We start from the raw sequence: 12616 nt of genomic DNA on the forward strand, positions 1-12616 counted from the left end.
ATCCGCGATGTCGCAGCCCATGTTCATCAGGCTTCGAAAGCTCATCGATCCACGCCCCTTCGATAGGGGGCGTGGCACGGCCGGGATGGCCTGCGCTTCCGACGTCATCCTGGCTGCGATGGTCACGCTGTTTCTCGGCCTTGTGGTCTTCGGAATTTTACTGGGCTGACCGGGCAATCCCGATCCGCCGTGTCCCTCTTCACGCTGGAGTCTCTTATGAGCCAGTTAAAATCCGCGAGTATTTTGGATTCTCGCATCCTCATTCCGGCCGTGGGCGCCGCTTTCAAGAAGCTGAACCCACGGACACTAGCCAAAAACCCCGTCATGTTCGTGGTTGCCGTCGTCTCGGCGCTGACCACCGTCCTCTTCCTGCGCGATCTTTTGACGGGCGGCGGCAATCTCGGCTTCTCCCTCCAGATCAACATCTGGCTCTGGTTTACCGTGCTGTTTGCCAACTTCGCCGAAGCCGTCGCCGAAGGCCGCGGCAAGGCTCAGGCCGAGTCGCTGCGCAAATCGCGCACCGAGACCCAGGCGAAGCTTCTGACCGGCAATGGTCGCAGCGATTATAAGATGGTGCCGGGTACCAGCCTCAAGGTCGGCGATGTCGTCCTGGTCGAAGCCGGAGATATCATCCCCTCCGATGGCGAAGTCATTGAAGGCGTCGCCTCGGTCAACGAAGCGGCGATCACCGGTGAATCGGCTCCCGTCATCCGCGAATCCGGCGGCGACCGTTCGGCCGTCACCGGTGGTACGCAGGTGCTGTCCGACGAAATTCGTGTCCGCATCACCGCGGCTGCCGGCTCGACCTTCATCGACCGCATGATCGCGCTCGTCGAAGGCGCGGAACGCCAGAAGACGCCGAACGAGATCGCCCTTAACATCCTGCTTGCCGGCATGACGCTGATCTTCGTGCTGGCCACGGTGACGATCCCGAGCTTTGCGGCCTATGCCGGCGGCTCGATCCCAACCGTCGTTCTCGTCGCCCTGTTCGTGACGCTGATCCCGACCACGATCGGCGCGCTGCTATCGGCGATCGGCATCGCCGGCATGGACCGTCTGGTGCGCTTTAATGTGCTTGCCATGTCCGGCCGCGCCGTCGAAGCCGCCGGCGACGTCGACACGCTGCTTCTGGACAAGACCGGCACGATTACCCTCGGCAACCGTCAGGCCACATCCTTCCGCCCGGTTAAAGGCGTGACGGAGCAGGATCTGGCAGACGCTGCGCAGCTCGCTTCGCTCGCCGATGAGACGCCCGAAGGACGCTCGATCGTCGTGCTTGCCAAGGAGAAATACGCGATCCGCGGCCGCGATATGACCAGTCTGAAGGCTACCTTCGTGCCCTTCACCGCCCAGACCCGCATGAGCGGCGTCGATATCGAGGGCTCCTCGATCCGCAAGGGCGCTGTGGACGCGGTTCTTGCTTATGTCAACGGCAGCGCAGCTTTCGCCTCTGACGCCGGTGCGACCGTGATGTCGCGCACCAACAGCGAGACGATCCGCGATCTGCAGACGATATCGGACGAAATCTCCAAGGCCGGCGGCACGCCGCTTGCAGTCGCCCGCGACGGTCGCCTGCTCGGCGTCATCCAGCTCAAGGATATCGTCAAGGGCGGCATCCGCGAGCGCTTCGCCGAACTGCGCCGCATGGGCATCCGCACTGTGATGATCACCGGCGACAATCCGCTGACGGCCGCCGCCATCGCCGCCGAAGCCGGCGTGGACGACTTCCTCGCTCAGGCAACGCCGGAAATGAAGCTGGCGCTGATGCGCGAGGAGCAGGCGCAGGGCAAGCTCGTCGCCATGTGCGGCGACGGCACCAATGACGCCCCGGCGCTTGCCCAGGCTGACGTCGGCGTCGCCATGAACACCGGCACGGTCGCCGCCCGCGAGGCCGGCAACATGGTTGACCTCGACAGCGACCCGACGAAGCTCATCGAAATCGTGGAGATCGGCAAGCAGTTGCTGATGACCCGCGGTGCGCTGACCACCTTCTCGATCGCCAACGACATCGCCAAATACTTCGCCATCATCCCCGCGATGTTCATCGCCTTCTATCCGCAACTGAAGATGCTGAACGTCATGGGGCTGGCAACGCCGCAAAGCGCCATCCTGTCGGCAATCATCTTCAACGCGCTGATCATCATTGCCCTGATCCCCCTGTCGCTGAAGGGCGTTCGTTATCGCCCGATCGGTGCAGGCGCCCTGCTCAGCCGAAACCTGCTGATCTATGGCGTCGGCGGCATCATCGTGCCCTTCATCGGCATCAAGGCCATCGACATGGCGGTTACCGCCATGGGCCTCGCCTAAGGAGTTCTTGTCATGCTCAAACAAATCAGACCGGCCATCGTCATGATCGTCGTCACCACCGCCGTCACCGGCCTTCTCTATCCGATCGCCATGACTGGTGCCGCCCAGGCGCTCTTCCCTTACCAGGCAAATGGTAGCCTAGTGGAAAAGGACGGCAAGGTGATCGGCTCGACGCTCATCGGCCAGAATTTCACCTCCGACCGCTATTTCCACGGCCGCCCCTCGGCTGCCGGCACCAACGGCTATGACGCTTCGTCCTCCGGCGGCTCCAACCTCGGCCCGACCAGCCAGAAGATGCTCGACCGCATCAAGGGCGATGTCGCAAAACTGCAGGCGGAGAATCCGAATGTGCCGGTCCCGATCGATCTGGTTACGACGTCGGGCAGCGGTCTCGATCCGGATATCTCGCCGGAGGACGCGTACTTCCAGATCCCGCGTGTCGCCAAGGCGCGTGGCATGGATGAGGCCAAGGTCCGCACGATCGTCGATGCCGCCATCGAGCCGCGCGAACTCGGGGTTCTCGGCGAACCTGTCATCAACGTCCTGGCATTGAACCAGGCGTTGGATGCTTCTATGACTCAGTGAGACCAAGGGGTTGAGGTGGCGAGCGCCACCTCAACTTCCGCCGTCATGAAAGAGCAATAATCAATGCCAGACGATAGCCGCGATACGCTGAGCAGGCCCTCACCCGACGCGCTTCTGGAGAAGGCTCGGCAGGAAACGCGCGGCCGCCTGAAGATCTTTCTGGGTGCTGCGCCCGGCGTCGGCAAGACCTACGAAATGCTGATCTCCGGCAAGGCGAAGATTGCCGACGGCGTCGATGTCGTCGTCGGCGTGGTCGAGACCCATGGTCGGCGGGAAACGCAGGCCCTGCTCGAAGGCTTCGAGATCATTCCGCGGGTCAATATCGATTACAAGGGCCGCCCGCTCGACGAGATGGACCTCGATGCCATCCTGAAGCGCCGTCCCGGCCTTGTGCTCGTCGACGAACTCGCCCACACCAATGCCCAGGGCAGCCGCCACCCGAAGCGTTATCTGGACGTCAAGGAGCTGCTGGACCGCGGCATCGACGTCTATACGACGCTGAATATCCAGCATGTCGAAAGCCTGAACGACGTGGTGTCGCAGATCACCCGCGTGCGTGTGCGCGAAACCGTGCCGGATTCGATCATCGACATGGCAGACGATGTGGAAATCATCGATCTGACGCCCGATGACCTGATCAAGCGCCTGCATGACGGCAAGGTCTATGTGTCGAAGACAGCCGAGCGAGCGCTAACCAATTATTTCACTCCCGGCAATCTGACGGCGCTGCGCGAGCTGGCATTGAGGCGCACGGCGCAACGGGTCGACGACCAGCTTCTGACCCACATGCAGGCGCATGCGATCCCCGGCCCGTGGGCCGCAGGCGAGCGTGTTTTGGTCTCCATCGACCATCATCCGCGCTCCACTTCGCTGGTGCGCTATGCGGCCCGCATGGCCTCGCGCCTGCGCGCGCCTTGGGCAGCCGTTTATGTCGAGACCAATCGGTCTATCAGCCTGACGGAAGCGCAGCGTGACACCATTGCGGCGACGTTGCGGCTTGCCGAACAACTCGGCGGCGAAGCCATTACTATTCCCGGCCGCGAGGTCGCCGAAGAACTGCTTCGTCATTCGGCCAGCAACAATGTTACCCATATCGTCATTGGCTCGCCTAAGATCGGAACATGGCGGGATTGGTCCAAGCGCTCCGTCTCCTACGAATTGATCCGCAAGGCCGGCGACATCAGCGTTCATGTCATTTCCGGCAGCGACGCGGAAGGCTCGGCGGCAAGCCGTGGCGTCAGAGCGGCGCCCTCGCCTACCCCGTTCCAGCTTCGCGGCTACATCCTGGCGACGCTCTATGTCGCCGTCGCCCTCGGCTTCTGCGTCATCCTCGACCAAGTGCTTGACGTCCGCAATCTGGCCCTAGTCTTCTTGATGGCCGTATTGGCCTCTGCCGTGACGCAAGGCTTGCGGCCGGCCCTTTATTCCTGCCTTCTTGGTGCGCTTGCCTTCAACTTCTTCTTCCTGCCGCCGCGCTACACGCTGACGATCAGCGATCCGGAAAGCGTGCTCGCCTTCTTCTTCTTCCTCGGCGTCGCCATCGTCGCCAGCAATCTGACCGCAACCGTGCAACGGCAGGCCGCCGCGGCACGCCAGCGGGCGCGCACGACTGAGGATCTTTATCTTTTTTCGAAGAAGCTTGCCGGTACCGGTACACTCGATGACGTGCTCTGGGCGACGGCCTTCCAGCTCGCTTCGATGCTGAAGGTGCGCGTGGTGCTGCTGCTGCCGGAGGATGGCACGATTGCCGTAAAGGCCGGCTATCCGCCTGACGATACGCTTGACGATGCCGATATCGCCGCCGCGCGCTGGGCCTGGGAACACAATCATGCCGCCGGGCGTGGCGCCGATACGCTGCCGGGCGCCAAACGCCTTTATGTGCCGCTGCGTACCGGCCGCACGGCCGTCGGTGTCATCGGCCTCGACAGCGACCGCCGTGACGGTCCGCTATTGACGCCGGAGCAGCAGCGCCTTCTCGATGCGCTGGCCGATCAGGCAGCGCTTGCCATCGAGCGCGTGCAACTGGTCGCCGATGTCGACCGGGCCAAATTGGCCGTCGAGGCCGACCGGCTGCGCTCTGCCTTGCTGACCTCGATCTCGCACGATCTCAAGACGCCGCTCGCTGCGATCCTCGGGGCTGCCGGCACCTTGCGCGACTATCTGGAATCCCTGCCACATGAGGACCGGGTTGATCTTCTGACGACGGTGGTTGATGAATCCGAACGACTGAACCGCTTCATCGCCAATCTGCTCGACATGACCAAGATCGAGTCCGGCGCCATGGAGCCGAATTACGCTTTGCATTATGCCGGCGATATTGTTGGCAGCGCACTTCGGCGTGGGGAGAAAATCCTCGCCCGGCATCGCGTGGAAGTACAGATTCCGGTCGATCTGCCGATGGTTCGGGTCGATCCCGTACTCTTCGAGCAGGTGCTGTTCAATCTGCTCGACAATGCCGCCAAATATGCGCCGGAGGAGTCTGCCATTCGCCTGGAGGCCTGGGCCGATATCGATAATATCGTTTTCCGCGTCATGGACGAGGGCCAGGGCATTCCGCCCGCCGATCTCGAACGCGTCTTCGATATCTTCTATCGCGTGCGCAAGGGCGATCAGGTGCGGGCCGGCACAGGTCTTGGCCTTTCTATCTGCCGCGGCTTCATAGAGGCTATGGGCGGCACGATCACGGCAGGCAACCGCACGGATCGCCAAGGCGCGGTCTTCACCATTCGCCTGCCGAAACCCACGGATGTTCCCAAGCTGGATGACCTGAAATGAACACGACTGCCGTCAAGATACTCGTTGTCGATGACGAGCCGCCGATCCGCAAATTGCTGCGTGTCGGCCTGAGCGCGCAAGGCTATGCCGTCAACGAAGCTCAGAACGCTGCCGCGGCGCGGCTTTCCGTAAAGGAGGATCAGCCCGACCTGATCGTGCTCGACCTCGGTCTACCCGACAAGCCGGGCCATGACCTCTTGCAGGAATGGCGCGAGGACGGATTGCAAATGCCCGTCGTCATTCTCTCGAGCCGCACCGACGAGGCGGGCATTGTCAAGGCGCTGGAAACCGGCGCCGACGACTATGTCACCAAGCCTTTCGGCATGAACGAACTCGGAGCGCGCATACGCGTCGCGCTTCGCCACCGTCTGCAGCAGCAGGGCGAAAAAGCGATTTTCCAGACCGGCGGCCTGTCGATCGATCTCGTCAAGCGCATCGTCAAGGTCGACGGCAAGGAAGTGAAACTCTCGCCGAAGGAATATGACATCCTGCGCGTGCTGGCGCAGCATGCCGGCAAGGTGCTGACGCATCAGTTCCTGTTGAAGCAGGTCTGGGGTCCGGCGGCGGATGTGCAGTATCTGCGCGTCTATGTCCGTCAGCTCCGGCAGAAGGTAGAACAGATTCCGGATCAGCCCCAATACATCACCACGGAGACCGGCGTCGGCTATCGTCTGCGTGAGCCGGAATGAAGCTGTAATCCTCTGGTTTGTGCGATCGCCGGCCTTGTTGCGACGGGCCTGCTATGCGAGGCCATGCCAAAACTATCAATGTCCGAGCATGAGAGTGACAATGGACCTTTCCACCATCATCCTGCCTGAGCACGTCTTCGTCGGCCTTTCCGCGCCGACCAAGTGGCGAGCCTTGCAGATCTTGTCGTCGAAAGCGGCTCATTGCCTCGGTCTCGATGAAGGCTCGGTGCTGCGGGCGCTGGAGGCTCGCGAAAAGCTCGGAACGACCGGCATCGGCAATGGCATCGCCGTTCCGCATGCGGCAATCGTGGGGATGACGAGACCGCGCGGGCTGATGGTTCGTTTCGGCCATCCCCTCGATTTCGAGGCGATCGACGACGTTCCGACGGATCTTGCCTTCGTCCTGCTCTTCGCTGAAAATGGTCGCAGCGAATATCTGAACGTGCTTGCCGCCATCGCCCGGCGGCTCAGAACTGACGGCGTGTTGGCCGCCATGCGCCAGGCAAAAAGTGCCGACGAACTCTATTCCGTTTTCATGTCCGACTCGATCTGCTGACGCGCTATCGGTGTACTACGGCCAAACGATGGGAATGCGATTTCACTTTCCTTGATTCTATGGGATGTCGTTCTATGTAATCGCGTCCGGCGGGAACAATCTTCGTTACTTTATACGACCAAGTTGATAGAGTTAAAGCACAACGAAGGAGGTCACCATGCAGACGATAAAGCTTTCGCGGCTTCTCGCCGCCGCAGTTCTGATCGGCAGTTTTTCGCTCACAGCGGTAGCGCCGACTTGGGCCGCGGATACGACGCTTCTCAACGTTTCCTATGATCCGACGCGCGAATTATACAAGGATTTCAACGAAGCCTTTGCCGCGAAGTGGAAGAAGGACACGGGTGAAAGCATCAAAATCAAAGCTTCGCATGGCGGCTCCGGCGCGCAGGCCCGCTCGGTCATCGACGGTCTTGATGCCGATGTGGTGACGCTGGCACTGGAAGGCGATATCGACGCCATTGCCAAGGCGACAAAGAAGATCCCAGCCGACTGGAAGACCAAGTTCCCGAACAATAGCGTTCCCTACACATCGACCATCGTCTTCCTCGTCCGCAAGGGCAATCCGAAGGGCATCAAGGACTGGTCGGACCTCGTCAAGAACGATGTCCAGGTGATTACGCCGAACCCGAAGACTTCGGGCGGAGCTCGCTGGAACTTCCTGGCAGCCTGGGCCTGGGCCAAGCAAGCAAACGGCGGTGACGATGCCAAGGCGCAGGAATACGTCACGCAGTTGTTGAAGCACGTACCGGTGCTCGATACCGGTGCTCGCGGCGCCACCACGACATTTGTTCAACGCGGCCTCGGCGACGTTCTGCTTGCCTGGGAAAACGAGGCTTATCTTTCGCTGGAGGAGCTCGGTCCCGATAAATTCGAGATCGTCACTCCGACGGTTTCAATCCGCGCCGATCCCCCGGTTGCGGTCGTCGACGGCAATGTCGACGCGAAGGGCACCCGAAAGGTTGCCGAAGCCTATCTGAACTATCTCTACTCCGACGAGGGTCAGAAGATCGCCGCCAAGCACTACTACCGGCCGATCAAGCCGGAAGCGGCCGACCCCAAGGATATTGCGCGGTTCCCAAGTTTGAAGCTGGCAACGATTGACGATTTCGGCGGATGGTCCCAAGCTCAGCCGAAGTTCTTTGACGATGGTGGCGTCTTCGACCAGATATACAAGCCGGGACAGTAATTCTTAATGCATATAATAACCCGCAAACGGTGGCGGTTTAGGCAGCCGAGTGTCATTCCGGGCTTCGGATTGGCGCTCGGCGTTACCTTGACTTGGCTCATCCTGATCGTTCTCATCCCGCTCTCGGGATTGTTGTGGAAGAGCAGCTCTCTTGGCTGGTCCAAGTTTTGGGCCCTCGCGCTCGATGTCCGCACGCTTTACGCACTCCGCATGAGCTTTGGCGGCGCCTTCATCGCCGCTATCGTCAATGCGGTGTTTGGCCTGATCCTCGCCTGGGTGCTGGTGCGTTACCGTTTTCCCGGCAAGCGCATTATTGACGCCATGGTCGACCTGCCTTTCGCCTTGCCGACGGCCGTCGCCGGCATCGCACTGACGACGCTCTATGCGCCGAACGGCTGGATCGGCCAGTTCCTGGAGCCGCTCGGCATCAAGATCGCTTTCACGCCGGCCGGCATCATCATCGCGCTGATCTTCGTCGGGCTGCCCTTCGTCGTGCGGACGGCGCAGCCGGTGATGGAGGAGATCGACCGTGAGGTGGAAGAAGCTGCCGCGACGCTTGGCGCAAATCGTTTCCAGACGATCACCCGCGTGTTGTTGCCCGGCCTCGCGCCGGCAGCCCTCACCGGTTTTGCTCTCGCTTTCGCGCGCGCGGCCGGCGAATACGGTTCGGTGATCTTCATCGCCGGCAACAAGCCCTACGTCTCCGAAATCGCGCCATTGCTCATCGTCATCCGTCTTGAGGAATATAATTACGCTGCGGCGACGGCGATCGCGACCATGATGCTGATCATCTCTTTCATCATGTTGCTGGTCATCAATCTCATTCAATCCTGGAGCAGAAGGAGATACGGCTATGGCGCATGATGCCGTTTCCCTCGCCGACACAGGTCAATCCGTCATCACCGAGAGCAGATTTGCGCGCTGGATTTTCGTCGCCATCTCGCTTGCCTTCCTGGCACTGATGGTGCTGATGCCGCTTGCCGCCGTTTTCGTCGAAGCGTTCCGCAAAGGTGTCGAAGAGTTCTTCAGCGCCTTGGTGGATGAGGAAACCTTTGCCGCCATCCGGCTGACGCTGATCGTCGCCGGCATCAGCGTGCCGCTGAACCTCGTTTGCGGTGTCGCGGCCGCCTGGGCAATCGCCAAATTCGAGTTCAAGGGCAAGGCATTCCTGACGACGCTGATCGACCTGCCGTTCTCCGTGTCGCCCGTCATATCGGGCCTCGTCTTCGTGTTGTTGTTCAGCTCGAACAGCGTGCTCGGACCTTGGCTGCAAAGCTACGACATCCAGATCCTGTTCGCTGTTCCGGGCCTTGTGCTGGCGACGATGTTCGTCACCTTCCCCTTCGTCGCCCGTGAATTGATCCCGTTGATGCAGGAGCAGGGAAATTCCGACGAGGAAGCGGCGTTGTCGCTCGGCGCCAATGGCTGGCAAACCTTCTGGCACGTAACCTTGCCGAACATCAAATGGGGCCTGCTTTACGGCGTTCTCCTTTGCAATGCCCGCGCTATGGGCGAGTTCGGCGCCGTGTCGGTTGTCTCCGGCCATATTCGCGGCGAAACCAACACCATGCCGTTGCAGGTCGAAATTCTCTATAATGAATATAATTTCTCGGGCGCTTTCGCGGTTGCCACGCTTCTCGCCTTGCTTGCCCTTGTCACACTTGTACTGAAGACGCTGTTGGAAATGCGCTATAGCGAAGAGATCGCAGCCAGCCGACGTCACTGAAGGAATTGTTAATGGAAGTTCGCGTTCAAAACCTGCGCAAGGAATTCGGTCGCTTTCCGGCGTTGCATAATGTCTCCCTGGATATTCGCTCTAGCGAGCTTATCGCGCTCCTCGGCCCTTCCGGCTCAGGCAAGACGACGCTCTTGCGTCTGATCGCCGGATTGGAGACGCCGACCGAAGGTCGGATTTTCTTCGGTGATGAAGATGCGTCGAAGAAGACGGTGCAGCAGCGCAATATCGGCTTTGTGTTTCAGCACTATGCGCTGTTCCGCCATATGACGGTGTTGGATAACATATCCTTCGGCCTCAAGGTGCGCACCGCTTCGCGCCGCCCTCCCCGCGCTGAAATCCATCGCCGTGCTCTCGAGCTGCTTGAACTGGTGCAGCTTAGCGGCCTCGAAAAGCGCTACCCGGCGCAGTTGTCCGGCGGCCAGCGCCAGCGCGTGGCGCTCGCCCGGGCCATGGCGGTCGAGCCGAACGTGCTGCTTCTGGACGAACCCTTCGGTGCGCTCGATGCGCAGGTCCGCAAGGATTTGCGCAAGTGGCTGCGTGAAATCCATGATCGTACCGGTCACACCACCGTTTTCGTCACCCACGATCAGGAAGAGGCGCTGGAACTGGCTGACCGTGTCGTCGTGCTCAACAAGGGCGCCATCGAGCAGGTAGGGACGCCGGATGAGATCTACGACACGCCGAACTCGCCCTTCGTCTATGGCTTCATCGGCCAGTCCAACCGCGTGAAGGTGCGGATTTCCAGCGGCGAAATCTGGTTTGACGATCGGCCACTCGGACTCAGCACGCCGCACGAGCCCGATGGTGAAGCCTATCTTCACTTTAGGCCGCACGATATCGAGCTTCGCGACGGTGATGGCGGTTGCATCGCCGGACTGTTGACCTCCAGCCGCCGCGTTGCTGGTACTCGCCATATCGAAATGAACATCGGCGCCAATCAGGAGCCTGTCGAAATCGAGCTGCCGCCGGACAAGGCCGGCGCGCTCGACCGCAACCGCATCGCTTTCAGGCCGACGCGTTGGAAATTGTTTCGGAACGGCGACTGAGGTTTCACGGGGCGGATCACCGCCCCGGCTATGGCTGACCTCGTTTAGTCCTTAATCTTCCGGATGGCCGGCCGCGGCAAAGCCGCCGCCCTGATAGATCACAGCCGGATCATTCGGGTCTTCCGGCGCGGCGTTCGCCAGAACTTCCGCCCGCCAAGGCGAGGAGCTGTCTTTCGGCTTCCAACCGAGGAAAGCAGCGTTGCGATTGTCCCACCATTGTTCGTCGTTATCGGAGGCGCCGTAGACGATCGTGTGTCCGAGCCGAGGCGTCTCAAAGGCGCGGTCGCAGAGCGTCATCAGATCGCGGGCGCTGAGCCATGTCGCCAGCATGCGCGGATTGCGCGGCTCCGGGAAGCAGGAGCCGATGCGTACGGACAAGGTCTCCTGCCCGAACTTATCGAAATATAGGCTCGCCAAGGCTTCGCCATAGACTTTCGAGACTCCGTAGAGGGAATCCGGCCGGGTCGGTACGGTGTTGTCGATGCGCTCGTCGCGGCGATAGTAGCCGATCGTATGATTGGAGCTCGCAAAGATGATGCGCGGCTTGCCGGCGGCACGGGCGGCTTCATAGAGATTGTAGAGGCCGATGATGTTGCCCTGCAGGATCAGGTCGAAGGGCTTTTCCAGAGAGATCCCGCCAAGATGAATAATGCCGTCGATGCCCTTGACCAGCGTCTCGACGCCGGCGCGGTCAGCGAGATCGCAGGCAATGAAGCGTTCGTTCGGACGCAGATCCTCGATCGGCGCAATATCCGAGAGCACGACGGTTTCGGCGATCTGCGAAAGAAGCGGCCGCAGTGCCTGGCCAACGCCGCCGGCAGCGCCGGTCATCAACAGAGTTTTCAGCATGGTTTTCTCCCATATCGGTATCATCGAAGTGGAACTTATAATATGGGCTTTCGCTCGTCATCATATATCTGTAATCTCCCTGTTCGAAACTTGGGGATGTCGGAATGCCGAGAAGCGCAGCGATCAAGACAAGGGAGCGTAACGAACGGCCGACGGGCCGGCGCAATCTGGTGGACATTGTCGGCCAGCAACTGCGCCAGGAGATACTTGGCGGCGTCTTGAAGCCTGGCGAAAAATTGCCGAGCGAAAGCGGCCTCACCGAAAGATATAAGGTCAGCCGCACCGTCATTCGCGAAGCGATCGCTTCAATGCGTGCGGATGGACTAGTCGAGGTGCGCCACGGCATCGGCGTCTTCGTCCTTCACGCAAGGCCGCCCTTCCCCGCCGCGGGCTTGCTGGACACCGATCCGGGTCGGATCTCCTCCATCATCGAAATGCTGGAATTGCGCGCCGCGGTGGAAACCGAAGCGGCTGGCCTTGCCGCCGCCCGCCGCTCGCCGGCGCAGGACGAGGCCATCATCGAGCGGTTCGAAGATATCGATCATGCCATGGAGCGCGGCATCGCGACATCGGAGGCCGATTTCGCGTTTCATCTCGCCATTGCCGACGCCACCAACAATCCGCGCTTCCGTGAGTTTCTGGAGTTGACCGGCAAGAGGGCGATTCCCCGCTCCTTCCTGCAGGACCAACCGGACGAAATCGCATCAGCCGACTATCTGGCGCAGATCCAAGCAGAACACCGGCGCATTGCTGAAGCCATATCGGATCGCGATGAACACGGCGCACGCGAGGCAATGCGACTACATTTGAAGGGCAGCCAGCAGCGGTATCGAAGCCTGATCCGAAGAGGAACTTGAATATAGACATATGATAACAGATTGACTG

The 12616-nt window shown here is 60.7% G+C and carries 12 protein-coding genes; 11 read left to right on the plus strand and 1 reads right to left on the minus strand.

The features are described 5' to 3' along the window. Window positions 1-7: 7 nt before the first annotated feature. The 10 genes from PH547_RS14465 (at window position 8) to PH547_RS14510 (ending at window position 10882) form a co-directional block, all read left to right on the plus strand. Window positions 8-169 carry a hypothetical protein gene (locus PH547_RS14465; RefSeq protein ID WP_158704570.1) on the plus strand — a complete coding sequence of 54 codons (162 nt, stop codon included), beginning with the start codon at window positions 8-10 and terminating at the stop codon, window positions 167-169. Between the two features lie 47 nt (window positions 170-216). Beyond that, window positions 217-2307 carry a potassium-transporting ATPase subunit KdpB gene (kdpB, locus tag PH547_RS14470; RefSeq protein ID WP_104826725.1) on the plus strand — a complete coding sequence of 697 codons (2091 nt, stop codon included), beginning with the start codon at window positions 217-219 and terminating at the stop codon, window positions 2305-2307. Between the two features lie 12 nt (window positions 2308-2319). Continuing rightward, complete coding sequence (gene kdpC, locus PH547_RS14475; protein ID WP_104826724.1) at window positions 2320-2892, plus strand: potassium-transporting ATPase subunit KdpC; 573 nt, start codon at window positions 2320-2322, stop codon at window positions 2890-2892. A 63-nt stretch (window positions 2893-2955) separates the two neighbouring features. Continuing rightward, window positions 2956-5667, plus strand: coding sequence for a sensor histidine kinase (locus PH547_RS14480; RefSeq protein ID WP_104826723.1), 2712 nt, complete (start codon window positions 2956-2958; stop codon window positions 5665-5667). Then, window positions 5664-6356: a response regulator transcription factor gene (locus PH547_RS14485; protein ID WP_104826722.1), complete on the plus strand. Its 693-nt coding sequence runs from the start codon at window positions 5664-5666 to the stop codon at window positions 6354-6356. Before PH547_RS14480 ends, PH547_RS14485 begins: the two co-directional genes overlap by 4 nt. A 100-nt stretch (window positions 6357-6456) precedes the next feature. Continuing rightward, window positions 6457-6912: a PTS sugar transporter subunit IIA gene (locus PH547_RS14490; protein ID WP_104826721.1), complete on the plus strand. Its 456-nt coding sequence runs from the start codon at window positions 6457-6459 to the stop codon at window positions 6910-6912. A gap of 157 nt (window positions 6913-7069) precedes the next feature. Next, a complete protein-coding gene (locus PH547_RS14495) occupies window positions 7070-8098 on the plus strand; it encodes a sulfate ABC transporter substrate-binding protein (RefSeq protein WP_283054094.1) in 1029 nt (342 codons plus the stop codon). Between the two features lie 6 nt (window positions 8099-8104). Next, on the plus strand, window positions 8105-8962 hold the full coding sequence (gene cysT, locus PH547_RS14500; RefSeq protein ID WP_104826719.1) for a sulfate ABC transporter permease subunit CysT: 858 nt from the start codon (window positions 8105-8107) through the stop codon (window positions 8960-8962). Further along, window positions 8952-9824: a sulfate ABC transporter permease subunit CysW gene (gene cysW / locus PH547_RS14505; protein WP_285168664.1), complete on the plus strand. Its 873-nt coding sequence runs from the start codon at window positions 8952-8954 to the stop codon at window positions 9822-9824. Before cysT ends, cysW begins: the two co-directional genes overlap by 11 nt. An 11-nt stretch (window positions 9825-9835) precedes the next feature. Continuing rightward, window positions 9836-10882 carry a sulfate/molybdate ABC transporter ATP-binding protein gene (locus PH547_RS14510; RefSeq protein WP_283054095.1) on the plus strand — a complete coding sequence of 349 codons (1047 nt, stop codon included), beginning with the start codon at window positions 9836-9838 and terminating at the stop codon, window positions 10880-10882. Window positions 10883-10933: 51 nt separating this feature from the next. Here PH547_RS14510 and PH547_RS14515 read toward each other — a convergent pair whose 3' ends face one another. After that, on the minus strand, window positions 10934-11731 hold the full coding sequence (locus PH547_RS14515; protein WP_285168665.1) for an NAD-dependent epimerase/dehydratase family protein: 798 nt from the start codon (window positions 11729-11731) through the stop codon (window positions 10934-10936). 104 nt (window positions 11732-11835) lie between these two features. Here PH547_RS14515 and PH547_RS14520 point away from each other — a divergent pair, with 104 nt between their 5' ends. After that, window positions 11836-12588 carry a FadR/GntR family transcriptional regulator gene (locus PH547_RS14520; protein ID WP_283054097.1) on the plus strand — a complete coding sequence of 251 codons (753 nt, stop codon included), beginning with the start codon at window positions 11836-11838 and terminating at the stop codon, window positions 12586-12588. Window positions 12589-12616: the final 28 nt, after the last annotated feature.

The organism is Rhizobium cerradonense, assembly GCF_030182455.1.
In the GTDB taxonomy this organism is placed as follows: Bacteria; Pseudomonadota; Alphaproteobacteria; order Rhizobiales; family Rhizobiaceae; genus Rhizobium.

What these genes read in the sequence shown, in the direction of transcription:
- PH547_RS14485 (WP_104826722.1), top strand. Translation starts at nt 5,664, where the DNA reads ATGAACACGACTGCCGTCAAGATACTCGTTGTCGATGACGAGCCGCCG.
- PH547_RS14510 (WP_283054095.1), top strand. Translation starts at nt 9,836, where the DNA reads ATGGAAGTTCGCGTTCAAAACCTGCGCAAGGAATTCGGTCGCTTTCCG.
- kdpB (WP_104826725.1), top strand. Translation starts at nt 217, where the DNA reads ATGAGCCAGTTAAAATCCGCGAGTATTTTGGATTCTCGCATCCTCATT.
- cysT (WP_104826719.1), top strand. Translation starts at nt 8,105, where the DNA reads ATGCATATAATAACCCGCAAACGGTGGCGGTTTAGGCAGCCGAGTGTC.
- PH547_RS14495 (WP_283054094.1), top strand. Translation starts at nt 7,070, where the DNA reads ATGCAGACGATAAAGCTTTCGCGGCTTCTCGCCGCCGCAGTTCTGATC.
- PH547_RS14465 (WP_158704570.1), top strand. Translation starts at nt 8, where the DNA reads ATGTCGCAGCCCATGTTCATCAGGCTTCGAAAGCTCATCGATCCACGC.
- PH547_RS14480 (WP_104826723.1), top strand. Translation starts at nt 2,956, where the DNA reads ATGCCAGACGATAGCCGCGATACGCTGAGCAGGCCCTCACCCGACGCG.
- PH547_RS14490 (WP_104826721.1), top strand. Translation starts at nt 6,457, where the DNA reads ATGGACCTTTCCACCATCATCCTGCCTGAGCACGTCTTCGTCGGCCTT.
- cysW (WP_285168664.1), top strand. Translation starts at nt 8,952, where the DNA reads ATGGCGCATGATGCCGTTTCCCTCGCCGACACAGGTCAATCCGTCATC.
- kdpC (WP_104826724.1), top strand. Translation starts at nt 2,320, where the DNA reads ATGCTCAAACAAATCAGACCGGCCATCGTCATGATCGTCGTCACCACC.
- PH547_RS14520 (WP_283054097.1), top strand. Translation starts at nt 11,836, where the DNA reads ATGCCGAGAAGCGCAGCGATCAAGACAAGGGAGCGTAACGAACGGCCG.
- PH547_RS14515 (WP_285168665.1), bottom strand. Translation starts at nt 11,731, where the DNA reads ATGCTGAAAACTCTGTTGATGACCGGCGCTGCCGGCGGCGTTGGCCAG.